Raw genomic sequence first — 23128 nt, 5'->3', positions numbered from 1 at the left:
AGAGTTTGTGAAATTATAGACAAATCTACAAAGTCACTTTACCAGGGGTAAACCTGATTGGAGTTACTCCTAACCCCTCTATCCCGTCTGCAAAAGCGTTCAGGACTGCTTTTCTTAATATGTTGTACGCCCCATTTAAAATTGTGGTGAATCAAGAGGATTGTATTTTCAATTTTGGCTCTCATTTAGCCATTATAGTTGATAACGCAGTTGGATGAATTAATGTGTGGTTATTTTTGCCCCAGAGGAGGCTCGAAATTCAGAGAGTTTTCTGGGGAAGCCATTACAGCTTTGGGAATTTCGATGACTGGGTTATTTAACGCCACCATCAGGGGGGAAATAGCCACCAGAGACTCCATAGTGTCTTGTGTAGACCCTGCTGGTAGTTTTTGCACCAGTTGTGGTGTGTTCAGTTTACCACCGGGTAGCAAGGTTGATACAGCAGAGAGTATACAAGCCGCCACAGCAGTTCCTCCCATCCCCAGAATTAGACGCAAACGCCGGTGCTGCACACGCTTTAACACTTGGTGGGCTGTGACTTCTGATGATTGCTGAACTGCTGGTACTGGTATACTCCGCAGACCTTGCCGGAGATTTAGTAACCGGGTATACAGGCATTGGACAGAGGCATCGTTTTCCAGCCATTCTTCCACTTGCCTACTTTCGGCAGCTGTTACCTCTCCATCGAGGTAAGCACTTAATAACTCGAAGCGATCGCGCTCCACCATATCCATAGCACCCGTTGATTCGTTAGTACGGTGACCTGTACCATCTGACACATCTTGAAGATGGATCCACAGGTCACGGTTATCAAATGAAGAATTACTTTCCATTGTAGCATTATGACCCATTCATATGCGGGCAAAAGCATAAAAAATCTGAATTAATTCATCAAATTAGGCCTTATGGGAGGGGGAATGTTGAAACTTTGCCATTAGCCGAGAAACACATTTATTGACAAGTCCCTAAGAGGATGTTTTGTAAATTAAGCATCTAGATAATTTTGCAACTGAGTTTGTAATCTGGATCTAGCTCTAGCGATTCTGGATTTAACAGTGCCCAAAGAAACACCGGTGATTTCGGCAATTTCTTCATAGGTCATCCCTTCGATTTCTCTGAGAATAATAGTCGTCCGAAATACCTCTGGTAAATCCGCGATCGCCTCTCGCAGTTGCTCGTAAAACTCCCTAGTTGTCAGGACTTCCTCAGGTCCTGGGGTATCACCTGGAATTTCCCAATCCATCTGGCCATCGTCCAGTATACGGGGAGCATCCAATGACAACGGAGTAGTTACCCGCTTCCGTTTACGCAACTCGTCATAAAACAAGTTCGTAGCAATCCGACTTAACCAGCCCCGAAACTTCACGGGGTCTTGTAATCGGCTAATATTTCGATAGACTCGAATCCACACTTCTTGAGCCAAATCAGCCCTGTCAGTCCAATCTGGAGCCAGGTGGTATAAAGTTCGCTCAACTTGACTTTGATAGCGCTTCAATAGCTCTGCAAATGCAGCCCGATCTGGACGCAGTCCAGTTTGACAGCGTAAAATTAGATCGTGATTAGAGAGTTTGTCAAGCACCGATGCTTCCGGGTATCTGGCATCCACAGTTGACCAGGATACACTAATCGATTGGCTCATAGATCGTACTGAACTTTAAATCATCCCTACCTATTAGACAAGCTAATGGGCGCAATGTTCCGGGAAACAGTGACGGATCTCTAACTGGTACATGGTAGTATCTCAAATTAGGACATCAACAGATCAAGTCAAGGTCTGTTTTTAGCCAAAATTTTGAGGCTTTGTGTAAATATATTGAAAAATATATTGAAGCTCAGTTCTGTTAATATGGTCAAATGTACGAAAAACCTGACTTTTTAGCACAATTTTTGGGATGTTTACTGAACGAGCATGGGAAATGCTATCAAAACCTTGACAAACATAATAAGTATGTCAAAACAGAACAGATAAGTGCTGATAAATTATTGATAATTTGAGACATACTCAAAAACCATTTATTCCCCTGAAGATGTTCAAGATAAACAATAAGCGATGGCAATGGTAAGAAATGAATCTGTGGCGCGTATAGTTATGTTTATGTGTTTTGGCACTGCCATTTTATCACTGGCTGTCCATTGGCGGCTAACAAAAATTCACAGCCCCATGGAACCTGCCTATGGAAGTATTATGAATGACACTATACTGAGGGAATTGGCGCTGGGGAATAAATCCACTCAGCAACCGGTGGTCGAGAATAGCGGGGTGAGTGAGATATCAGATACACTCAGCAATACCACCCAAAATAATGAGTCATTCCTGAAAAGACCATCAGTGCTTCCTGGAGAAAGCCCCAATTCTCAGGGGTTATCTACACTCAAATCATCTGATATAGAAGTAGTGGTGAAATTAAGCGATCGCCGTACCTATGTTTACCATACAGGTGAAGTCATAGCCAGTTACCCCATTGCCATAGGTAAAGAGGGTTGGGAGACCCCTACAGGTTCCTTCCGGGTGAGGGATATGCAAAAATATCCGATTTGGCAGCACCCCATCACTGATAAAATATTTCCATCAGGTCCCGATAGTCCTTTGGGAGACCGATGGATTGGTTTTTGGTCAGATGGACGCAATGAAATTGGTTTTCATGGCACCCCAGATATACACTTATTGGGACTTGCGATCTCTCATGGCTGCTTAAGAATGCGTAATGAGGATGTTCGTTCATTATATAATAAACTAACAGTCGGCACCCTTGTTTCCGTGGTGCCTTGACTTTTTACCTATCTTAATTAATAGCACCAAATCGCCAAGGGACAGGATCAACAGATTTGCCGTTGACATATAAACCCCAGTGCAAATGTGGACCGGTGGAAGCGCCGGTAGACCCCACTGTCCCAACTACTTGACCAGCGGTCACAAAATCACCCTCTTTAACCTTAATACTATTGAGGTGTAGTAAAATACTAGTTACTCCCTGTCCATGGTCAATACCAACGGTGTTGCCATGAACTCGGAACCCTGCCGATACCGTACCTACCAAAGCAACTGTTCCATCCGCCGGCGCCACTACTGGCGAACCCGTAGGACTAGCGTAGTCTATCCCACGATGGTAGTAATCTGCGGCAAATTCACCATTATAGTAACGCCGGACACCATAAATGGTAGTAATCCTACCGGCATTGGGTTTCACCAGGGGGCCATTCCAATGCTTTTGATGGGTTTGTAGTGCTTTGAAAGCTGCTACCCGCTCTAGTTCATGTTCTGTGGCCTTGACCCCGGCCCTTCCCGGTGGTAAATTAATCCGTTGTGTAGGGAAGGTGCGATGACGCAAATTTACTGCCAAGTTTCGCTCTTGACCATCCCCGGTAACCTTGAGTGTTATCCTGCCGGCTTGATCTAGCGGAGTTGTAGGAATTAAAGCCCGATATTTATCAGAGTCGATGGGAAAAGCTGGATAAGAATTATTACCTAATAACACAGTGGGATTACTAACAATCTCTGGATTAGTGACGTTAATTACCACAGATAAAGTATCACCCAGCTGAGGATTGCTGGGAGTTACCTGTTGTACTTGCAAAGCAAGTAGAGGTAAAGCCAAGATGACAACTAAAGCAGATGTAAAGATGCCAATCAAGATGATGTGGCGGTTGGGTTTCCACCTTTTAAGACTCAAATAGGACAACCGATACATATTCGCTCACACTCAGGAAATAAGGGGGGAATTACGCGAATCTGGTTAAATTTTTACCTTCACAGCAGAGGTATCAACTAGTTTACCATCTTCCATCTGCACAATACGATCAGCAATATCCAGAATGCGATTGTCGTGGGTCACCATGAGGATTGTACAAGCCTGTTCCTTGGCCAGTTTGTGCATCAGGTTGACCACATCCCGACCAGACTGACTGTCAAGAGCTGCAGTCGGTTCATCCGCTAAAACTAGAGGGGGATGGCTGACCAAAGCCCGGGCGATGGCTACTCGTTGTTTCTGTCCTCCCGATAATTGGTCAGGATAATAATTCAGGTGATTTCCTAAACCTACCTGCTCCAACATCAGAACCGAACGGCTTTGCATCTGTCCAAGTCCAATATGCTTGTGCAGTTCCAAACCCATTCTGACATTTTGCAGTGCTGTCAAACTACGGTGCAGATTGTGCCCTTGAAAAATATAACCGTTATGCTGTCGCGATCGCACTAATTCTGCCCCACTAGCACCGCAAAGTTCCCTGTTTAACACCTGCAAACTACCAAACTGGGGAGAACGCAACCCACCCACTAAAGTCAGGAGGGTAGTTTTACCCGAACCAGAGGGTCCAGTCAAAATAATAATTTCACCACGTCGAATCTCTAGATGAATATTAAATAAAACTTGCTTACGCAATGAACCTTGTCCAAAGTAGTGATCGAGATTGCGGATGGAAATGACTGGAAGCATAGCAGTTTTAAATTTTACCTTTTCAAGCCTTTTTCATGCTTATGAAGTACACACCAAGTTCCCTTATCCCCTATCCCCTATTCCCTATATCCCTATCCCCTATTCCCTATTCCCTATCCCCTATTCCGGTGTTCCGGTGTTCCGGTGTTCCCTATCCCCTGCTCCCTATCCCCTGTTCCGGTGTTCCGGTGTTCCGGTGTTCCGGTGTTCCGGTGTTCCCTAAGAGCCGGGTAAATGCTATATAGTTCCATCTAAAACATATCCGCCGGGTCAGCAGAGCGTAGTTTACGAGTGGCGATCGCCCCAGAAATTGAACACATAATGATAGTTAAAACCAGCACCTGTAAAGCCCGGGCAGCGGTCATATACATAGGTAGATTTGTAGCGGTGCGAGTCATTTGGTAAAGTCCCAAAGACACTGCTACCCCTGGAATAAACCCCAATGCTCCTAAAATCAAAGCTTGTTCAAACACTACACTTAAAAAGTAGTAATTGCGATATCCCAAAGCCTTAAAAGTCGCATATTCCCTGACATGGGCATTGACATCAGTAGAAAGAACTTGATAAACCAGAATCACCCCCACAGCAAACCCCATGGATACACCCAAACTAAAAATAAAGCCAATGGGGGAGTTGGTGCGCCAGAAATTGTTTTCAAATTCAATAAACTCTGGGTGGGTCATCACCCTAACATCATCTTTGAGGTAGGCTTGTAAAGCCTTTGCTACCTTTTTCGGGTCATAACCGGGTTTGACCTTGAGCAAACCTAAACTGATATTGCTGGCTGGGCGTCTAGAAAACAACCGTAAAAAGTTTTGATCACTGGTGATTAAGCTACCATCAGAACCAAAGGAAGCCCCGACGGTGTATAAACCACTAATGGTAATAGTCCGCCCCTCTATTTCAGTAGTGACTTTTTCACCTTGATTAATTTTGGCGATCGCCTGTTGGTAATCACCCCGAGCATTGCGGTCAAATAACACAGTATCAGGTAGTTTGATAGACTGTAACTGCCGATTCACTTCCGGTAAATCAAAAACTGGCTGATCTGGATTAAAACCAATGACTTGTACCGATGTCTGGCGGTGGGTTTGGGGATTCTTCCAAATGATGTTATTCACATACATTGCTTCTGCTGAGTTCACCCCCGGTATATCCATAGCCTGATAAAGCCGCCGCCGAGAAAATGTCGGCATATTTTGCATACTACGGGCTTGGGGACTGGTTAAAAGAATATCTGCCTGTAAACTGCGATGTAGTCTAGTGTTACTGTCATATAGCGCCGTCTGAAAGCCCATCTGCATGAACATCAAAACATCCGCAAAAGCAATCCCTGAGAGTGCTACCAGCAGGCGGCTTTTTTCGTGACTCAGTTGCAGCCATCCTAGGGGCGTGCGTCGTCGCAGTTGTTGGATTAGTCCCATCATAGGTCGTGCTGAGTAGGGTTAATCGGAAAATTGACATAGTTAAGCCCCCTGTCCATTGCTGATTGGTGTAACTAATTACGAATTAGTCAGTTGAATCACTGCCTTAACTTGCATATTTGTTAACTTGGCAGCCTTCTGACTGGAAGTTTCATCTAGTCGGATATAAACCTCAAGGACTCTGTTATCAATATTACTTGTGGGGTCTGTATTAATGAGATTTTGCCGCCGCACTTGTAAGCCAATCCGATCTACTACCCCTTGCAGTTCAATAGGTACAAAATTACCAAATACCTCTACTTTCTGCCCTGGATGAACTTTATTGATATCGCTTTCGTAAACCTCCGCAACTACATACATCTGGCTGGTTTGCCCAATGTCAGCAATACCGTTACTTGAAATTAATTCTCCCGGACGGGAATGGATCTCTAATATTTGTGCATCTTGAGGCGATCGCACATAAGCCTGCTGGAGATTGATTTGGGCCCGCTTCATAACTGCTATAGCCCGATTCACTTCGGCTTGAGCTGCTTCGATATCCACCTGTGGCACTTCAGTTATGCTATTAAGTGTTGCTCTAGCTGCGTTAATTTTTTCCTGGCTAGTTAACTGAGTGCGAGTTAACTGTGTTTGTGCTGCTTGTAAATTTTTCTGGGCTGTTTCCAGTTTTAAGCTCTTGCTGTCTCTTTGGGAGGCTGATATTGCCCCTTGTTTATACAGTTCTTCATATCTTTGGTTTTCTATCGCCGCATTCCCCACTTCCGCCAGCCATCGGGCTACAGTGGTTTCTTGGGCTGCAATATCACCTTGGCGTTCTGCCTCTAAGCCGGCAATTATCGCTTGTTGTGCTAAAATTTCTCCACGTCTAGCACCTGCTTTGATGCGCTTTAAGTTCGCCTGTTCTACTTTCACTTGTTCCTCAGCCTCTTGCAAGGCCGCCAACAGGCGATCGCGGCTGTCTAAAATCGCTATCACCTGCCCTGCTTTTACCCTGTCGCCCTCTGTGACTAAAAGTTCTTCTACCCGACTTCCTTCCGGCAACATGGTAGCAGAAATTTTAATCACTTGTCCTTTTGGTTCGATGCGTCCTAGTGCTGTTACGGTTGTTAACTCAGGGATTATTGCTGCTGGGCTGGACTCATTTTGATTTAATTTATCCTGGAATTTAAATACCGTATAAACACTAGTACCGATTACAGTTAAAGATACAATAATGGCTATAACAAGGGGCGGACGTAAAATCGATGGGGAGGATATGGCTCGATCTAGCTTTGAGTTTTGCACAATAGCATACCTTTTAAGCAATTCCAAATACGCTGATTCAAATCAGAAAAAATCCTATTTTGGTAAATGTCCCGCCTAACTCTCTTTTATCACTCACCAGAGAAAATAGATGTGATACTGTCCGGTGAATTTTGGACATAATCATGGCTTTCCACTCCACTAACTCAAAATTTTCACTGAGGTATTAGTCTGTACACGAGAGATAGATAGTTTCTTTGTGGTCATTACCTACATTTTTCCTCTGTAGACTAGGAATCGCTGCTATGGTTACATAATCCCCAGAATGAACTCCAAAATACAAAACTAAACGGTTTAGTTCTATAATAGAATTATACTAAACCGAGTAGTTTAGTCAAGGGATTACTAACAAAAGTGTGAAAATATTGATAATGTTAAGGACTATTGGCACATGATACGCCCAAAAGGTGGAGAAACTGACCGCTCGAACTCAGTAGAGAAAATGGAAAAAATTTTGCAAGGGGCGATGCAAGAATTTTTAGCTCGTGGGTATGCAGCAGCGAGTATGGATAGGGTAGCAGAAGCAGCAGGAGTTTCTAAAGCAACAGTATACAGTTACTTTCAAGATAAAAAAGGATTATTTAAAGCATTAATTGAGAAATTAGCCAGAAAAAGGTTTTACTCCATATTGGGGTCACAACCCTTACATGGAGAACCCTATGTTGTCCTACGGCGGTTAGCAGTGACCGCCTTAGAGCAGATGGTCAAAGATAAAGAATATCAGTCATTTGAGCGGCTGTTAATGGGGGAGTCGGCGCGGTTTCCCGAGTTAGCCCAGGTTTTTATTTACAGCATCGCTAAACCAGCCATAGAGACCATCAGTAAATATTTAGCAGCTCACCCGGAATTAAAAATACCTGACCCCGAAGCCACAGCCAGAATTCTCATTGGCTCCTTAGTCCACTTCGTGACTACTCAAGAAATTATGCATGGTAAAGACATTATACCCATGGAAGGCGATCGCCTGATTGATGCCCTCACACACTTAATTGTCAACTGCGCCGAATAACCTGTTTTTTGTGTTTTTCTCCCTCTAGAGAAGGAACTCATCACAGGGATAATTTTTTAGATTGTTCTTAGTAGATGTATAAATTTTCCCCAAGGTAAAACATCATGACTAAGAAACTCAACAATCTAGATCAGCCAGTCAGTGACGACGATCAAGACGCAGCAGCAACAGTCAAAGAAAGAAACTTAACCGCCAACCCAGGGGATGTTATAGACGAGTCTAAAACCCTAGAGGAAAAAGCCCAACAGATAGCCGTAAATGTGCCAGATATCACAGGCGACCAGATTACAGTCCCAACGTACTTTGTGGTAGAGTATCCTGATGGCACAAAGAAAGCACTCCACCATGTCAAAGACGCAGAAGAAATTTCTGATGTGATTCGCGCAGCAAGGCTAGATGAACATGGCGATCGCATTTGGTGGTAGTTTCTTCCTGGGACTGGGGAAGTGAAAACAGTGGATTTAGTTGTATAATCAGAAAAGGAAAATGTAAAAACTTTTTGTCTTTCAGCCGTGCAGCTTTGTAGCTTGAAAAAAATTAGGTTATTTAGCATCAAAATTGGTGATCAGTGGCCACCATAGGACTGCTCTAATGATTGCTTGTCTTGCATGATCATACAGCTTGTCTGAAGATAGACTACATCGGTTTGACAATAGAGCAGTGGGTGAAAATTTTCAACTTATGCAAACAGAATTACGGGATGCGATCGCCCCGCAAGAAATAGAACGCCGGCGCAACTTTGCGATTATCTCTCACCCAGACGCGGGTAAAACCACACTCACCGAGAAACTCCTACTCTACGGGGGAGCAATTCAACAAGCTGGCTCCGTCAAAGCTCGTCGTTCCCAACGCCACGCCACCTCAGACTGGATGGCCATGGAGCAACAAAGAGGGATTTCCATCACCTCCACAGTATTACAATTTGAGTATCAAAATTCTCTTCTCAATCTTTTAGACACACCAGGACACCAAGATTTCAGTGAAGATACTTACAGAACCTTGGCAGCTGCGGATAATGCAGTCATGCTCATTGATGCAGCCAAGGGGCTAGAAACCCAAACCCGCAAATTATTTGAAGTTTGCCGACTGCGTTCCCTACCTATCTTTACATTTATTAATAAACTAGACCGTCCCAGTATGTCGCCTTTAGAACTCATTGATGAAATTGAGCGGGAATTGGGACTGTCAACCTATGTAATTAATTGGCCAATTGGCACAGGAGACCAATTTCAAGGGATTTTTGACCGTCAACACCAGCAAGTACATCTGTTTCAAAAGAGTGGCGACCATGGTACAAAAAAAGCCACAGATACTATTATCGCCGCCAATGACCCCAGAATTGAGTCCCTTGTAGGTGAAAATTTGTATCACCAACTGCAAGAAGAATTAGAGATTTTGGATAGTTTGGGACCAACCCTAGACCTAGAAGCAGTGCATCGAGGTCAAATGACCCCGGTGTTTTTTGGCAGTGCAATGAATAACTTTGGGGTAGAATTGTTTCTCAAGTCCTTTTTAGAATATGGACTCAAACCCACCCCCCATGAAAGTAACAAAGGTAAAATTGACCCGACATATCCAGAGTTTTCTGGCTTTGTCTTCAAATTACAAGCTAACATGGACCCCAAACACCGCGATCGCATTGCCTTTTTAAGGGTGTGTTCTGGTAAATTTGAAAAAGATATGGTAGTTAACCATGCGCGCACAGGTAAAACAGTGCGCCTTTCCCACCCTCAGAAGTTATTCGCCCAAGAAAGAGACACAGTAGAGGTAGCATATCCAGGGGACGTAGTAGGTTTAAATAACCCGGGGACATTTGCCATTGGAGACACTGTTTACATGGGCGAAAAGTTGATTTATCCCAGTATACCCTCCTTCTCCCCAGAACTATTTGCTTACTTGAGGAATGCCGACCCAACGAAATATAAGAATTTTAATAAAGGAGTAACAGAACTACAAGAAGAGGGAGCCGTACAAATTTTACACTCCACAGATGAAAGCAAACGTAACCCCATTTTAGCAGCCGTTGGTCAACTGCAGTTTGAAGTAGTGCAGTTTCGTCTAGTCAATGAGTACGGAGTGGAGACCTACTTAGAAGCTTTACCTTATTCAGTAGCGCGTTGGGTAACTGGAGGTTGGGATATTTTGGATAAAGTCGGGCGTTTATTTAACACCTTTGTGGTGAAAGACCGTTGGGAGCGTCCCGTACTGTTGTTTAAAAACCAGTGGAACCTAGACCAAGTTAAGGGAGACCACCCAGAACTAGAATTAAGTCCCATTGCGCTCCCTCCCACAACCGAGAAAGCCTGAAATTAAAGCTTTTTTTGAGATAGTCAAACAACCCACGCTTAGAGGTTGTTTGGAAACTATTAAACAGGTAATTTTTATCTTAGGGAACAGGGAACAGGGAACAGGGAACAGGGAACGGGGAATGGGGAATGGGGAATGGGGAACCCAAACAATCAAATCCAGTCCCCTCCCCTTACAAGGGGAGGGTTAGGGTGGGGTAAAAGAATATTCGATACACTAATCATGACTTGACAAACATCCGCTGAGAAGCGTGGGAATACAGCGCAGTCAGCTAACGGAATAACAATAGAGGAATCTTGGTACTTCTGAGCAGTTGAGCGGTGGTACTCCCAATGACTAAATGGCGAATGCGACTGTGACCGTAAGCGCCCATGAGCAAAAAACTAATATCTGCTTGGTGAATATAATTAGTGATAACCGTTTCTGGGTCACCCTCTAAAACACTACAAACTGGCTCATATCCAACGGTTTGCAAATATAGCTTACCTTGATGTTGTGTTTGAGTTGCCGTTTCCAGCTTCCCAGTTTTAGCCACAGTCAGCAAATGAATTTCTAAATCTTTCAATACAGGATAAGCGGCTAAAAATTGGAGAATATTGTTACCCGTAACACTACCATCATAAGCCACTAACAGGCGGGAAATTGGTTTAAATTCCTGCGGTGTAACTAAGCATGGTTTAGTACTACTGCGCACAATGCGATCTATATTAGCCCCTAAATGACCAGAAGCAAATTCTGCACCTTCTCCCCGTTTCCCCAAAACAATCAAATCTGCATCTTTCTCAAACTCATCAAAACAATCTACCAAAAACCCCGTTTTATTGGTTAACTGGACATCTGTGACACCTTCAGCTTTGAGAATTGCCGCAGCATTTTGTAAAATCAATCTAGCGCGTTGATTATTCAGCTTGGCTTTTTGATGTTCTAAATTGACCAGCTCATGCAATAAGTTTTCAGCGCTCCCTAGTCCAATAGTACCACTGAGGTTACCAGTAGAAGCTACTTGTTGGCTACGAATATCAGTCACAAATAAAACATTAATGTGACAACCAAACTTGAGAGCAAACCAAGCACCATATTTATAAACATTTTCTGCAAAAAACGAGCCATCGGTACAAAGTAAAATATTTTTCATGATGCTGTTAAAATACTATTGTTTGTTCAAACCATCGGCTTTAGGATACATAGCCAATTTATTCAGCAAGGTTGCACTAGCTTCATTTAGTCCTAGGACTTCCACATCTGCACCATTACGGCGAAATTTCAGCACTGCTCTATCAAGTACCTCCACTGCTCCTTGGTCCCACAGGTGAGCATGAGTCAGATCAATAGTCACCCGCTCCACTAGTTCGGTAAAATCAAAAGCAGCGAGAAATTCATCTCGTGATAAAAAGAAAATTTGACCAGCTACCTTATATGTGCAATGGGAACCGTCCTCACTCAGCACTTTATCCACAAACACTAACTGAGCAATTTTGTTAGAGAAGAATAAAGTACTCATGACGATACCGGTAACTACCCCCAGGGCAAAGTTTCGGGTAAAAATAGTCACAAACATTGTGGTTAACATGACCGCAGTTTCCGTGGTGGGGATGCGGCGAATATTCTGAAAGGATGACCAGCGAAACGTACCAATAGACACCATAATCATTACGGCTACCAATGCAGCCATGGGCATTTGTCTGACCCAATCCTGTAAAAATAAAATAGCAATTAATAGGAAAACTCCGGCCGCAAGGGTGGAGAGTCTCCCCCTACCACCAGACTGGACATTAATTACCGATTGTCCAATCATCCCACATCCTGCCATGCCGCCAAAGAAGGCAGTGACGATATTAGCAATACCTTGTCCTTTAGCTTCTTGGTTTTTATCGCTGGGTGTATCTGTGAGTTCATCCACTAAAGCAGCAGTCAGGAAGGAAGCTAATAAACCCACGATCGCTAAGGTGAGGGAATAGGGCAAAATAATCTTTAAGGTTTCCAGGTTCCAGGGGACTTGGGGTAAAGCAAACAAGGGTAAACTCTTGGGTAGTTCTCCCATATCCCCCACTGTGGGAACTTCTAGTTTTAGCGCCATGGCGGCGATCGTCATCACTGCTAAAGCTACTAAGGGGGAGGGTACTGCTTTGGTAAAGCGGGGTAAAATGTAAATAATTACCAAAGACAGGAGGGTTAATATATATACTGTGGGGGGAACGTTGGTGAGTTGGGGTAACTGGGCCAGGAAAATTAACACCGCTAAGGCGTTAATATAGCCAATCATTACCGCTCTGGGTACAAATTTCATTTGGCGACCCAGTTTGAGCACGCCAAACACAACTTGAAACACCCCGGTTAAGAGGGTGGCGGCGAATAAATACTGTAAGCCATGATCTTTGACTAAATCAATCATTAATAGCGCCATTGCGCCCGTGGCCGCGGAAATTGACCCCGGTCTACCTCCTAAAAAGGCGGTGATCACGGCAATAATAAATGAGGTGTAAAGCCCGACTTTGGGATCAACCCCGGCGATAATGGAAAAGGCGATCGCTTCTGGAATCAAAGCTAGTCCCACAACGGCCCCCGCCATGATATCCTGTCGAGTGTTAGAAAACCACTCTCGCCGCAAAATTGATACCTTCAAATTTCCTCCTAGGGTTGTTATTCATATCAAATAAATTACCAGTATTTTGGCGCACTCCCAATAACCTACCTCTGTGGGGAAATGCTGACCAGGTAAATAGCTCGGATCAACTCACAAAAAGCCAAATCTCCAGGCTTAACTGATTGAGTCCTACATCCAAAAGGAATTACAGTTACTTTGGTTTTCTGCTGTAACTAGCTTGAAATACTTCTAATTACCCAAAGGCTAAAGCTAAATTTTAGGGTGGACAATGCCAGATATATGAACTACCGATAGCTTGCGTGGCGTAGCTGTAGAGATTGCGACCTGGGAGATTACTCCGACCTGCTGACTACTGAACAATGGAAAGGACTTTGATTTATTTGCTCTCACCATATCATGGTGTTGTTACAATTTACAATAAAAATATCATTAACCTATTTTCAATGGTAAAATGGTAGATAGAATCTAGCTTTTTGCCCCCATTTCCCATACCTAAGCTTACCTTGTGCGTAATCTCCAAGAAACTCACTTAAACCGCGCCCGTGCTAGTCTTAGACAAGCACTATCTTGGTATGGACATCTAGGGCTACGCCACGGAAGCTATCGCCAGTCGGGAAAGTTTAGCTCCCACCCAGAATTACTGGGGTTGCTCAAACCAGAATTAGAAACCTTAAACTCTACCCTGAGCAAACTAGACTCGAATGTGATTAGAATTGCAGCCTTTGGTTTGGTGAGTCGGGGTAAGTCAGCAGTATTAAACGCTTTACTGGGGGCGAAAATCCTGCAAACAGGACCGCTCAACGGTGTAACTCAGTGGCCGCGTTCTGTGCGTTGGCAACCGGGAGGTAAGGTATTAGTTGAGTTAATTGATACGCCTGGACTCAATGAAATTGCGGGGGAAGCACGGGAAACAATGGCGCGAGAAGTAAGCAAACAAGCTGATTTAATTTTGTTTGTGGTTTCAGGTGATATTACGCGCCTTGAGTATCGCGCATTATTAGAGCTAAGACAAGCACAAAAACCCCTGATTTTAGTATTTAATAAAATAGATTTATATCCAGAAACAGACCGCACAGCAATCTATCACAATTTGCAACAGCTAGGCGCAGGATACCCCCAAGCACCGCCTTTACTACCAGATGAAATTGTTATGGTGTCCGCGGAACCAGCACCCCTAGAAGTGCGGGTAGAATGGCCAGATGGTCGGGTGACCTATGAGTGGGAAACACCACCCCCCCTGGTGGAGGAACTACAACAGACAATTTTATCTATTCTCAATCGGGAAGGTCGATCGCTTCTAGCTCTAAATGCACTGATTCAAGCTCGGGATGCATCAGCAACCATGGCTGAAAAAACTATGGAATTCCGCAACCAAGAAGCTGAAGATATTATTTGGAAATTCACTAAATATAAGGCTTTGGCAGTAGGATTAAATCCTGTACCAGTTTTGGATGTTATCTGTGGTGCGATCGCTGATTTAGTTTTAATTCGTTCTCTAGCAAGGTTGTATGGCTTACCCATGACTAGCTACGAAGCCAGCAAAATCTTAAAGACCATTTTCTTAAGTTCCGGTGGGTTGCTGTTAGGAGAAATCGCCAGTAGTATGATGGTGGGTTTAGGTAAAACCACAGCGGCGATCGCTAGTGGTGAAAATCCCCTCAATATTACAGCTTATGCTGGAACTGCGATCGCTCAATCTGGTATTGCGGGTTATGGTGCATACACAGTAGGTAAAGCCGCTCAAGTCTACTTAGAAAAAGGTTGTACTTGGGGAGAATTAGGAGCTAGCACAGTAATTGAAGAAATTCTATCTCAGGTTGACCACAATACAATTCTCTACCGCCTACAACAAGAACTAGCAACAAAATATTGACATACTCACCCACCTAAAAGTATGGCTTACGCCACCCTACGCTATCGGTGATTCTTGACTTGAGAATTTTGGGTGCAAAATTGAGGAAACAACAGAAATAAAAACGAAGGCAAAAAAACTAGAGCCATCGTCAAAATTTCTTTTGATATTTTTGGCTTTTTACCTCCAGACGGGGATTCACTACCAAACCATTTTCATCAGCTTATCTACACTAGAAATATAAGCTTTTGAAGTCCTATAAAGCTAACAGTCAATATTCATCAATCAAGGTGAAAATATCATGACAACATCCCTAGAAGCTGTTCAATCTGCTGTTAACTCCGGCAATAAAACCCTAGATGAAGCTATCCTAGAATCTATTGTGGAAGCTCGTCAAACCTGCGAAACTCAAGGAGACAATTCCGCCAGCTGTGCTGTAGCGTGGGATATCGTCGAAGAACTACAAGCAGAAAAAGCCCATCAGCAACAAGCTCAACGACACCGCAAAACTGCTCTAGAAACCTACTGTGAAAAACATCCAGACGCACTAGAGTGTCTTATTTACGACGTTTAAACTCTCCGAAAATCTACCATGGCTGATTTTGTCATTTGCTGAATTATATCTAAATCAGGCGGTGGTGTTTCCCCATCCATTCCTAACCAGAGAAGATACTCAATATTACCAGCTGGGCCGGTAATAGGCGACCAAGTTAAGCCCTGATACTTCCATCCCAATTGAGAACCCACTTGTAACACCTGGAAAACAGCATCAGCTTGGTCATCAGGGTTCCTGACAACACCCTTTTTACCTACACGGGATTTTCCCACCTCGAACTGTGGCTTAACTAGTAATACTACATCCCGGGGACATTGGGTTAATTTCCACAAAGCTGGTAAAACCTTGGTTAGGGAGATAAACGATACATCCACCACCGCCAGATCAGGTATTTGCTCATCAGTATATAACTCTGCGGGTGTAAGATGACGTAAATTAGTACGTTCTTTTAATATCACCCGCGGGTCATTTCTTAAACCCCAGTCAACTTGACCATAACCCACATCTATACCGTAAACTTTTTTCGCCCCAGCTTGGAGTAAACAATCAGTAAAACCACCGGTAGAAATACCCCCATCTAAACAGATGCGACCCTCCACGGGGATTGTAAATAATTCTAAAGCTTTAGCCAGTTTTTCCCCACCGCGAGACACAAAACGCGATCGCTGTTTTACCTTAATTTCCGCAGTAGTATCAACCTCCGTCCCTGGTTTATCTACCATCTGCTGATTAACCGTTACTTCCCCTGCTTGAATTAAGCGCTGTGCTAAAGCGCGGGAACTACATAAATTTAACTCTACTAATAGCGTATCAAGTCGCTGCTTCACCAATTAAATTAACTCTCCTAAATCATTGTAAATTTGGGTTCTCATGTCACATTAAAAACAATAAACGCACCTTGTCAAAAAAGCCAAAGTGCGGTGGTTATATTATCCCTGATTCAAAAATTAATTTCTAAACATCCTGCTCGCTCAACTCACGAGTCATATAATCAAAAGGTTCATCAACAAAGCTAGTATCAGCAATACCAGCAGCTGCAACTTGTTCCTTAACCAAACCCTTGAGAATCTGGATACCAAAAACCGTAGGGCTAATAGGTACACCCAAAGAATTATAAGTTTCCCGCAGTCCTTGGAGTACCCGCTCATCTAAAACATTCATGTTACCTGCAACCAGGGCATAAGTAGCATAGCGCAGATAATAATCCATATCCCGCAGACAAGCCGCATAACGACGGGTTGTATAAGCATTTCCGCCGGGACGAATCAACTCTGGTTGTTCTTCAAACAACTTAGAACCAGCTTGTTTAACCAAGGCCGCCGCATTAGAGTTAATCGCAGCAGCAGCTTGTACCCGTGCCGTACCACTTTCAAAGTAAGATTTTAAACTGTCGATCGCATTCCGGTCAAAATACCTTCCAGCAACGTCATAATTCTTAATCAAGGTTGTTACTGCATCACGCATTCTTTCTTCTCCCAATAAATGCTATCTTTTGATATTAATTTGGTTGCAGTCATGCACCGGTAAATTTTTGTGCCATTCTAATTAAAATAAAATGCCGCACAAAAACAGATTACCCGCTAATTAAGGATTTTATGCCAAAGTTGACCCCTGATGAGATGAAGTTTAAGTTTTGTGCAGATGTTCCGGAAAAGGTTAATATAACCTGTAATCCAGATAAGCTGTAACAAAAACTACAAAATTCTTTAATGTCCAGGATTTATGATATTCCAAGTGTGTCATCAACAACTTAATTCAGATCATCTGGGTGAGGATGCTTTGGAAGATTCTAGTTTTACTTTAGGAAATTGGTAGAGAAGGAGTAAAAATGACAACCCCACAAGAAGTCTTGAAGATGATTCAAGACCAAAAAATTCAGATGATTGATCTGAAATTCATCGATACACTAGGTACTTGGCAACATTTAACTATGTACCATGACCAAATCGATGAAAGTTCCTTCTCAGATGGCGTACCCTTTGACGGTTCCAGCATTCGGGGTTGGAAAAGCATCAACGAATCAGACATGATGATGGTACTCGACTCCAACACAGCTTGGATCGACCCCTTCATGACAGAGCCAACATTAAGTATAGTTTGTAGTATTAAAGAACCGCGGACAGGGGAATGGTACAACCGTTGTCCCCGTGTGATTGCTCAAAAGGCGATCGACTACTTAGTTTCTACCGGACTTGGTGATACAGCATTCTTTGGGCCTGAAGCAGAATTCTTTATCTTTGATGATGTCCGTTTTGACCAAAACGCCCATGAAGGCTACTACCATGTAGACTCAGTAGAAGGTGCTTGGAATACTGGGAGAAAAGAAAGCCCCAACTTGGGTTACAAAACACGCTTCAAAGAAGGTTACTTCCCAGTATCACCCGCGGATAGCTTCCAAGACATCCGTACCGAAATGCTACTGACCATGAGAGATTGTGGCGTACCCATTGAGAAACAACACCACGAAGTCGCCACCGGTGGTCAGTGCGAACTAGGTTTCCGCTTTGGTACACTAATACAAGCAGCTGACTGGTTGATGACTTATAAATACGTCATCAAGAATGTTGCCAAGAAATACGGCAAAACCATAACCTTTATGCCCAAGCCAATTTTTGGCGATAATGGTTCTGGTATGCACTGTCACCAATCCATTTGGAAAGATGGCAAACCTCTATTTGCTGGTGACAAGTATGCTGGTTTGAGTGAAATGGGCCTGTACTACATTGGTGGTATCCTCAAGCACGCACCCGCACTTTTAGCCATCACCAACCCCACAACTAATTCTTACAAGCGCCTAGTACCTGGTTATGAAGCACCGGTTAACCTAGCTTACTCTCAAGGTAACCGTTCTGCCTCCGTACGGATTCCCTTAGCTGGCGACAACCCCAAAGCCAAGCGCTTAGAATTCCGTTGTCCTGATGCTACTTCTAACCCCTACCTAGCATTTGCAGCCATGCTCTGCGCTGGTATAGATGGTATCAAAAACAAAATTCATCCCGGTGAACCCTTAGATAAAAACATCTATGAACTCTCTCCAGAAGAACTGGCGAAAGTTCCTTCAACTCCGGGTTCCCTAGAATTAGCATTGGAAGCATTAGAAAATGATCATGCTTTCTTGACAGAAACAGGCGTTTTCTCAGAAGACTTCATCCAAAACTGGATTGACTACAAACTAGCTAATGACGTTAAGCAGATGCAGCTACGTCCTCACCCCTATGAGTTTTACCTCTATTACGACTGCTAACTTAATTTAGCAGTGAACATTTAGCCACCCTGCTAGGGTGGCTTTTTTTTACTAATCACAGTCAAAAATTTGGTAGACAGGAACTTTAATCATCTTGAGACTAGCTCATAGCAGCATGGCTACTTTCATAAATTAAGCGCGTGGTGGGGTCAATTTTCCCTTGAATGGGACTCCAGTACTCCGATAATTCTTCAGGAAGACCGAGTTCTTGTGCCGCACGCATTAGCATCGACTGCTGACGGTTTTTCACTTGTTGATATTGACGCATGGCCAACATCCGACTTCTATCTTGAATAGACATAACACAGTCCCCCTTATGGTTCTCGTAATCAATGGTCATTTACTACTCCACTATATTAACAACAATTCTGTAACTTTGGTTACAGAATTGGACTTTATTTACAAAAATTTACATTTTGTCCAGTTAGCCATGATCTCACACAGAGAGTTTTGTTCGTTACAATTTTTTACATATAATTGAGAAAAGTAATAAATCCCCTTCAATACCCGAGTATTTTCATGTCTGAGACTTTAACTAAGCTGAGTTATCAAGCCTTTCAACAAGGTAAAACTTATTTTGGTGTAATTCACAAAACTTTAAGTTCAAGGCTGATGAATCTGATTCATCCCACCCTAGGACAAAGGGGGAAACCCATAACTGAGGAGGTTTTATTCAAACTACAGCAAAGAATAAATCAGTTACTAGAAACAGATTGGCAAGATACAGAAAAAGGAGTATATCCCGAAAGCCTGCTATTTTATCACCCATGGTCGGATTTTTTCCGTTACTATCCCATGGTATGCCTAGAGCTACCGCAAATCTGGGAGCGGTCTGCACAAAAAAAACATCAAGAATTTTCCCCAGAAATAGAAACAGATGGTTATCCCAGCTACTATGTGCAGAACTTCCATAACCAAACCAACGGCTATTTAAGCGACAATTCCGCCAACCTATATGATTTACAGGTAGAAATCCTGTTTAGTGGCACAGCTGACCCCATGCGACGGCGGATACTGTCCCCTTTAAAGCAGGGGTTAAAAGCCTTTAATTCCCTACCAGCAAAACAAATACGTGTTTTAGACGTAGCTTGTGGGACTGGAAGAACATTAAGGATGCTCCGGGGGTCTCTACCTCAAGCATCCTTGTATGGTGTGGACTTATCACCAGCATATTTACGCAAAGCCAATCAACAACTCTCGGAAATTCCTGGAGAGTTACCCCAACTCTTACAAGCTAACGCTGAAGAGTTACCCTACTTAAACAACTACTTCCATGGGGTAACTTCCGTCTTCCTCTTCCATGAGTTACCAGCAAAAGTGCGTCAAACAGTGATTGAACAATGTTTCCGAGTCACAAAACCCGGGGGAGTGTTTGTCATTTGTGATTCTATTCAAATGAGTGACTCACCTGAATTTGCTGTAAACATGGAATCTTTCCCCCTACTGTTTCATGAACCTTACTATCGGGATTATACACATGATGACCTAGTAGCACGTTTAGAGCAAGCTGGTTTTGAGAATATTTCCACCCAGGTACACTTCATGAGCAAGTATTTTATTGCTCATAAACCGGCTTAAAAACAACGTGATATATTTAACCAATAAATCAGGGTGAGTATTTGCCCTCACCCTAAAAATACAGTTGCACACAGGGGAGAGAAAAATGAGGGTTTGGCTGGCTTGTTTTTTATTGTTATTTGCTGTAGCAGAACTGTTTGACTGGTTAAAAAAATTCAACCTTCCCCTACCCATTTATATTTTAGGTGGCGTATTTTTAGCAGTTGCTTCTAACTATGACAAGATTGTTGGCTCCTACTTCAGTGATAGCAATATGGAAGCGTCATCGCAACAACCGCAGTTAAATTCCCCTAGTCCATCCCTTGATCCAGTTTCCTTCCCTAGTCCTGGTGAACAGGTGCAACAATCAGAAACACAACTTTGAACAAAATTAACCCACATCATCGTGAGCAAATCTGTTAAAGAGAAAATCTAGGGCATAGTTACGCAGTTTATAGTATTCGGGGTCTTCCATTTTTGGCAACGGTCTGAGGATGTCTTTGACAATCTTGGGAAATGAATTTATAATCATTATCAATTAATTTATTTTAATCCTTCGCCCAAAATTTACCATATTTTGGGCTATTTTTATCACCTCTTTCTTAACATTCAACACTTGTGGTGGGCAACAGGTAATTATTAAATAAATATTAGATAGGTCATATAAGTAAAATTATATGTTGCCAACTCACACTAACAATAGATAGACCATTACTGATGATAACTATTTATTGAGAAAATACTTCCGGCAACTTATCCATATATAGTAATGTTCATAACGGCAATGTCATGTAATTTATGTAAACCATTTATAAACCCCTATACAGAATATTTTTGTATTCCGGTGTTCCCTGGTACAGAATGGTTACAAAAATTTCTGTACATAGTCATTTTGGAAATACACCTGTCGCCTTGATTCGGAATTATTGTGGTAATGACCCCGGAAACCAAGTAGAATAGATGAATATATAGCAGTAACCGACCAAAAAGATTTGCTGTGGTAAATAGAAATTGGGCTGGGAGGATTGTAATAACATCTTCCATCTTGATATGTGGGTTCATAGCGTCTACAGCCTTGCCTTCTTTAGCAGATAATGGTAGAGAGTCCCATCACTCCAGCAGCAGGCAACTGATTACCCCCAGTAAAGCAGAGTTTGGAGTACTCAGAGTTGACCCCCAAGGTCAAAGTAACTTTACTCCGACAACCAGAGTATTATTATACCAAGGTGGTAAATACGGATGGAGGATTCAACTAAAGAATTACCGAGGTCAGGTGACATGGAGAGAAGTGCTGCGATTGCCAAAACCTCCAGAAACATGGGCTACAGAGGATGGTGAAAGCTTGTCCTTATCAGCTGATAGTATGCAAGCTGTAACAACCCGGACAGTGTATACTACTGACGGTACTATTGATAACTTTTGGACAATGGTTCCTGGAGATCCTGGTGGTCAGCATCAAATACAGGTTTACATTGATAACCGCCTAATTGGTGCCTTTGATTTTGAAGTAATCTCCCTGAAAAAATAACCTTTGCGTACCTTTGCGTACCTTTGCGCCCCTCTGCGTTAAAAACCATTGCAGACTATCCTAGAAATAGAGATTTCACACAAGAAACTCATGGATGCTAACGAACTAATCAGACTTTATAACGCAGGCCAGAGGTATTTCCCCGCTGCCCACTTAAGTAGAGTCAAGCTCATAGCCGCCTACCTACCGGGAATTAACTTGTGGGGAGCAGATCTGAGTCAAGCCAACCTAGCCCAAGCCAAACTGTGGGGAGCAGACCTGAGTCAAGCCAATTTAGCGCGAGCCAACTTAACCAGGGCTAACTTATCTGGAGTGAAACTGACCCAGGCGAATCTCCGGGGGGCGAAATTGAATTTAACCAAGTTGTATGGAGCTGATTTAACTGGGGCTTGCTATGATGAGAGCACGCGGTTTTCTAGGGGCTTTGACCCCAAGAGTCACAATATGCAGAAATTTTAACGATTATAACCTTTCGGCTTCGGGTAAGGGGAAAATTGCACCAGCCAGGTAAGCCTGAAAGTGTTTTTGAAAGTACGGCCACGAGGTCATATCCTCAGCATCTAACAAAGCATTTGGGGCTTCCTTGTACAGAGGAACACGAGTATTAATTTCATCCTGAAGTAAGCAGGGTAAGTGTGTAAAATCAGTGACCTTACAGCCAACTTAAATAGTTCCGAAGCCTGATAAATGGGATATGGGCTATATTCAGCAAACTTGGGATTTGCGCCCAAGGGATTAGGATAGGTAGGAAAAATATCAAAAACAAAAGTTGTAGTATCTCCCTCAACTTGCGCGGGAAATTTACCTTGAAATTTTCCCTGTACCGGATTATTTGCTACATGCATAACAGGTACTGTTTCACCTGTCCAGGGATTTTCCCAGAGGCGCAGAATCTTCCCCGTTTGGGGACTTAAATAGTAAGTAAGTTCCCTAGAAGTAAAATCCCAGTTATCTTGTGCTGTGGGAAGGCACCTACTGACACTGACTCCCGATATTTTAAATAGCAGTTTTCTGTTTTCACCGGGGATAAAACTGTAAATTTTACCTGTCCAGGTCAGGAATGTAGATTTTCCTGGGTCAAGGGTTAGTAGCTAGTTACTGTTTTCTTAACTAATACTCATAAATACTCACATGCGCTCAAAATTTCCTGTCATCTTTTCGCTTGGTGACAAAATTGCAGTAAAATTACTGTATGCTACTAGGATTCAAAACTCAACTCAAAGTTAACAAGCAACAACGACTACTACTGGCGCAACACGCAGGAGTAGCCAGACACGCTTGGAATCAAGGTTTAGCACTTTGTCAACAGGT

Annotated in this window: 24 protein-coding genes and 1 pseudogene; 12 read left to right on the top strand and 13 right to left on the bottom strand. The window is 43.0% G+C overall.

The window, feature by feature from the left end; translation table 11 throughout:
- Positions 1-230 precede the first annotated feature (230 nt).
- Both PN457_RS17210 and PN457_RS17205 read right to left on the bottom strand, forming a co-directional pair.
- Positions 231-833 carry an anti-sigma factor family protein gene (locus tag PN457_RS17210; protein WP_271734774.1) on the bottom strand — a complete coding sequence of 201 codons (603 nt, stop codon included), beginning with the start codon at positions 831-833 and terminating at the stop codon, positions 231-233.
- Between the two features lie 152 nt (positions 834-985).
- Positions 986-1639 (bottom strand): sigma-70 family RNA polymerase sigma factor, encoded by a 654-nt coding sequence (locus tag PN457_RS17205; RefSeq protein WP_271734772.1) that lies wholly within the window; start codon positions 1637-1639, stop codon positions 986-988.
- Between the two features lie 411 nt (positions 1640-2050).
- Here PN457_RS17205 and PN457_RS17200 point away from each other — a divergent pair, with 411 nt between their 5' ends.
- Positions 2051-2770 carry a L,D-transpeptidase gene (locus PN457_RS17200; protein WP_271734770.1) on the top strand — a complete coding sequence of 240 codons (720 nt, stop codon included), beginning with the start codon at positions 2051-2053 and terminating at the stop codon, positions 2768-2770.
- A gap of 13 nt (positions 2771-2783) precedes the next feature.
- Here the strand turns inward: PN457_RS17200 and PN457_RS17195 are convergent, their stop codons facing one another.
- The 4 genes from PN457_RS17195 to PN457_RS17180 all read right to left on the bottom strand — a co-directional run bounded on the left by PN457_RS17195 (position 2784) and on the right by PN457_RS17180 (position 7141).
- The gene (locus PN457_RS17195) at positions 2784-3689 is read right to left on the bottom strand and encodes a M23 family metallopeptidase (RefSeq protein ID WP_271734769.1); all 906 of its coding nucleotides are present in this window, start codon (positions 3687-3689) and stop codon (positions 2784-2786) included.
- Between the two features lie 45 nt (positions 3690-3734).
- Positions 3735-4433, bottom strand: coding sequence for a DevA family ABC transporter ATP-binding protein (locus tag PN457_RS17190; protein WP_271734768.1), 699 nt, complete (start codon positions 4431-4433; stop codon positions 3735-3737).
- Positions 4434-4684: 251 nt separating this feature from the next.
- Complete coding sequence (devC, locus tag PN457_RS17185; RefSeq protein ID WP_425332616.1) at positions 4685-5857, bottom strand: ABC transporter permease DevC; 1173 nt, start codon at positions 5855-5857, stop codon at positions 4685-4687.
- 78 nt (positions 5858-5935) lie between these two features.
- Positions 5936-7141: an ABC exporter membrane fusion protein gene (locus PN457_RS17180; protein WP_271734766.1), complete on the bottom strand. Its 1206-nt coding sequence runs from the start codon at positions 7139-7141 to the stop codon at positions 5936-5938.
- A 409-nt stretch (positions 7142-7550) separates the two neighbouring features.
- Here PN457_RS17180 and PN457_RS17175 point away from each other — a divergent pair, with 409 nt between their 5' ends.
- From PN457_RS17175 to prfC, 3 genes are all read left to right on the top strand, one after another.
- Positions 7551-8168 carry a TetR/AcrR family transcriptional regulator gene (locus PN457_RS17175; protein WP_271734765.1) on the top strand — a complete coding sequence of 206 codons (618 nt, stop codon included), beginning with the start codon at positions 7551-7553 and terminating at the stop codon, positions 8166-8168.
- Positions 8169-8272: 104 nt separating this feature from the next.
- Positions 8273-8593 (top strand): hypothetical protein, encoded by a 321-nt coding sequence (locus PN457_RS17170; protein ID WP_271734764.1) that lies wholly within the window; start codon positions 8273-8275, stop codon positions 8591-8593.
- 256 nt (positions 8594-8849) lie between these two features.
- A complete protein-coding gene (gene prfC / locus PN457_RS17165) occupies positions 8850-10475 on the top strand; it encodes a peptide chain release factor 3 (protein ID WP_271734763.1) in 1626 nt (541 codons plus the stop codon).
- Between the two features lie 271 nt (positions 10476-10746).
- On the opposite strand, the gene PN457_RS17160 is transcribed toward prfC, so the two are convergent.
- Together PN457_RS17160 and PN457_RS17155 are read right to left on the bottom strand one after the other, a co-directional pair.
- Positions 10747-11610 carry a universal stress protein gene (locus tag PN457_RS17160; protein ID WP_271734762.1) on the bottom strand — a complete coding sequence of 288 codons (864 nt, stop codon included), beginning with the start codon at positions 11608-11610 and terminating at the stop codon, positions 10747-10749.
- Between the two features lie 15 nt (positions 11611-11625).
- Positions 11626-13044, bottom strand: a complete 1419-nt coding sequence (locus PN457_RS17155; RefSeq protein ID WP_334310774.1) for a SulP family inorganic anion transporter — start codon at positions 13042-13044, stop codon at positions 11626-11628.
- Between the two features lie 541 nt (positions 13045-13585).
- Between PN457_RS17155 and PN457_RS17150 the strand changes: the two genes are divergently transcribed.
- Positions 13586-14953, top strand: a complete 1368-nt coding sequence (locus PN457_RS17150; protein ID WP_271734760.1) for a GTP-binding protein — start codon at positions 13586-13588, stop codon at positions 14951-14953.
- A 280-nt stretch (positions 14954-15233) separates the two neighbouring features.
- The gene (locus PN457_RS17145; RefSeq protein WP_271734759.1) at positions 15234-15506 is read left to right on the top strand and encodes a Calvin cycle protein CP12; all 273 of its coding nucleotides are present in this window, start codon (positions 15234-15236) and stop codon (positions 15504-15506) included.
- On the opposite strand, the gene PN457_RS17140 is transcribed toward PN457_RS17145, so the two are convergent.
- Positions 15503-16318, bottom strand: coding sequence for a TlyA family RNA methyltransferase (locus PN457_RS17140; RefSeq protein ID WP_271734758.1), 816 nt, complete (start codon positions 16316-16318; stop codon positions 15503-15505). The two genes, PN457_RS17145 and PN457_RS17140, sit on opposite strands and share 4 nt — an antisense overlap.
- Before the next feature lie 124 nt (positions 16319-16442).
- Complete coding sequence (gene apcB, locus PN457_RS17135; RefSeq protein WP_271734757.1) at positions 16443-16952, bottom strand: allophycocyanin subunit beta; 510 nt, start codon at positions 16950-16952, stop codon at positions 16443-16445.
- 364 nt (positions 16953-17316) lie between these two features.
- Between apcB and glnA the strand changes: the two genes are divergently transcribed.
- On the top strand, positions 17317-18732 hold the full coding sequence (glnA, locus tag PN457_RS17130; RefSeq protein ID WP_271734756.1) for a type I glutamate--ammonia ligase: 1416 nt from the start codon (positions 17317-17319) through the stop codon (positions 18730-18732).
- A gap of 100 nt (positions 18733-18832) precedes the next feature.
- On the opposite strand, the gene gifA is transcribed toward glnA, so the two are convergent.
- On the bottom strand, positions 18833-19033 hold the full coding sequence (gene gifA / locus PN457_RS17125; RefSeq protein WP_200989377.1) for a glutamine synthetase inactivation factor IF7A: 201 nt from the start codon (positions 19031-19033) through the stop codon (positions 18833-18835).
- A 218-nt stretch (positions 19034-19251) separates the two neighbouring features.
- Here gifA and PN457_RS17120 point away from each other — a divergent pair, with 218 nt between their 5' ends.
- Together PN457_RS17120 and PN457_RS17115 are read left to right on the top strand one after the other, a co-directional pair.
- Positions 19252-20310, top strand: coding sequence for a class I SAM-dependent methyltransferase (locus tag PN457_RS17120; RefSeq protein WP_271734755.1), 1059 nt, complete (start codon positions 19252-19254; stop codon positions 20308-20310).
- Positions 20311-20395: 85 nt separating this feature from the next.
- Positions 20396-20674 carry a hypothetical protein gene (locus PN457_RS17115; RefSeq protein WP_271734754.1) on the top strand — a complete coding sequence of 93 codons (279 nt, stop codon included), beginning with the start codon at positions 20396-20398 and terminating at the stop codon, positions 20672-20674.
- Positions 20675-20680: 6 nt separating this feature from the next.
- Here PN457_RS17115 and PN457_RS17110 read toward each other — a convergent pair whose 3' ends face one another.
- A complete protein-coding gene (locus tag PN457_RS17110; RefSeq protein WP_417006618.1) occupies positions 20681-20821 on the bottom strand; it encodes a hypothetical protein in 141 nt (46 codons plus the stop codon).
- 465 nt (positions 20822-21286) lie between these two features.
- On the opposite strand from PN457_RS17110, the gene PN457_RS17105 reads away from it, so the two are divergent.
- Both PN457_RS17105 and PN457_RS17100 read left to right on the top strand, forming a co-directional pair.
- On the top strand, positions 21287-21817 hold the full coding sequence (locus PN457_RS17105) for a hypothetical protein (protein ID WP_271734753.1): 531 nt from the start codon (positions 21287-21289) through the stop codon (positions 21815-21817).
- Positions 21818-21907: 90 nt separating this feature from the next.
- Positions 21908-22276 (top strand): pentapeptide repeat-containing protein, encoded by a 369-nt coding sequence (locus PN457_RS17100; protein WP_271734751.1) that lies wholly within the window; start codon positions 21908-21910, stop codon positions 22274-22276.
- Positions 22277-22279: 3 nt separating this feature from the next.
- On the opposite strand, the pseudogene PN457_RS17095 reads toward PN457_RS17100, so the two are convergent.
- Positions 22280-22902: pseudogene (locus tag PN457_RS17095) on the bottom strand (DUF1838 family protein); the annotation flags it as partial.
- A gap of 107 nt (positions 22903-23009) precedes the next feature.
- On the opposite strand from PN457_RS17095, the gene PN457_RS17090 reads away from it, so the two are divergent.
- Positions 23010-23128: helix-turn-helix domain-containing protein (locus PN457_RS17090; RefSeq protein WP_271734775.1), on the top strand; the 119-nt coding region annotated here is incomplete at its 3' end.

Origin of the sequence: Anabaenopsis arnoldii (assembly GCF_028331025.1) — a bacterium.
Taxonomy (GTDB): domain Bacteria; phylum Cyanobacteriota; class Cyanobacteriia; order Cyanobacteriales; family Nostocaceae; genus Anabaenopsis; species Anabaenopsis arnoldii.
Note: the sequence above shows the minus strand (reverse complement) of the source record. Positions and strands in the feature narration are given on the sequence as shown.

What these genes read in the sequence shown, in the direction of transcription:
- PN457_RS17210 (WP_271734774.1), bottom strand. Translation starts at nt 833, where the DNA reads ATGGAAAGTAATTCTTCATTTGATAACCGTGACCTGTGGATCCATCTT.
- PN457_RS17205 (WP_271734772.1), bottom strand. Translation starts at nt 1,639, where the DNA reads ATGAGCCAATCGATTAGTGTATCCTGGTCAACTGTGGATGCCAGATAC.
- PN457_RS17200 (WP_271734770.1), top strand. Translation starts at nt 2,051, where the DNA reads ATGGCAATGGTAAGAAATGAATCTGTGGCGCGTATAGTTATGTTTATG.
- PN457_RS17195 (WP_271734769.1), bottom strand. Translation starts at nt 3,689, where the DNA reads ATGTATCGGTTGTCCTATTTGAGTCTTAAAAGGTGGAAACCCAACCGC.
- PN457_RS17190 (WP_271734768.1), bottom strand. Translation starts at nt 4,433, where the DNA reads ATGCTTCCAGTCATTTCCATCCGCAATCTCGATCACTACTTTGGACAA.
- devC (WP_425332616.1), bottom strand. Translation starts at nt 5,857, where the DNA reads ATGGGACTAATCCAACAACTGCGACGACGCACGCCCCTAGGATGGCTG.
- PN457_RS17175 (WP_271734765.1), top strand. Translation starts at nt 7,551, where the DNA reads ATGATACGCCCAAAAGGTGGAGAAACTGACCGCTCGAACTCAGTAGAG.
- PN457_RS17170 (WP_271734764.1), top strand. Translation starts at nt 8,273, where the DNA reads ATGACTAAGAAACTCAACAATCTAGATCAGCCAGTCAGTGACGACGAT.
- prfC (WP_271734763.1), top strand. Translation starts at nt 8,850, where the DNA reads ATGCAAACAGAATTACGGGATGCGATCGCCCCGCAAGAAATAGAACGC.
- PN457_RS17160 (WP_271734762.1), bottom strand. Translation starts at nt 11,610, where the DNA reads ATGAAAAATATTTTACTTTGTACCGATGGCTCGTTTTTTGCAGAAAAT.
- PN457_RS17155 (WP_334310774.1), bottom strand. Translation starts at nt 13,044, where the DNA reads ATGGCGGGGGCCGTTGTGGGACTAGCTTTGATTCCAGAAGCGATCGCC.
- PN457_RS17145 (WP_271734759.1), top strand. Translation starts at nt 15,234, where the DNA reads ATGACAACATCCCTAGAAGCTGTTCAATCTGCTGTTAACTCCGGCAAT.
- apcB (WP_271734757.1), bottom strand. Translation starts at nt 16,952, where the DNA reads ATGCGTGATGCAGTAACAACCTTGATTAAGAATTATGACGTTGCTGGA.
- glnA (WP_271734756.1), top strand. Translation starts at nt 17,317, where the DNA reads ATGACAACCCCACAAGAAGTCTTGAAGATGATTCAAGACCAAAAAATT.
- gifA (WP_200989377.1), bottom strand. Translation starts at nt 19,033, where the DNA reads ATGTCTATTCAAGATAGAAGTCGGATGTTGGCCATGCGTCAATATCAA.
- PN457_RS17120 (WP_271734755.1), top strand. Translation starts at nt 19,252, where the DNA reads ATGTCTGAGACTTTAACTAAGCTGAGTTATCAAGCCTTTCAACAAGGT.
- PN457_RS17115 (WP_271734754.1), top strand. Translation starts at nt 20,396, where the DNA reads ATGAGGGTTTGGCTGGCTTGTTTTTTATTGTTATTTGCTGTAGCAGAA.
- PN457_RS17110 (WP_417006618.1), bottom strand. Translation starts at nt 20,821, where the DNA reads ATGATTATAAATTCATTTCCCAAGATTGTCAAAGACATCCTCAGACCG.
- PN457_RS17100 (WP_271734751.1), top strand. Translation starts at nt 21,908, where the DNA reads ATGGATGCTAACGAACTAATCAGACTTTATAACGCAGGCCAGAGGTAT.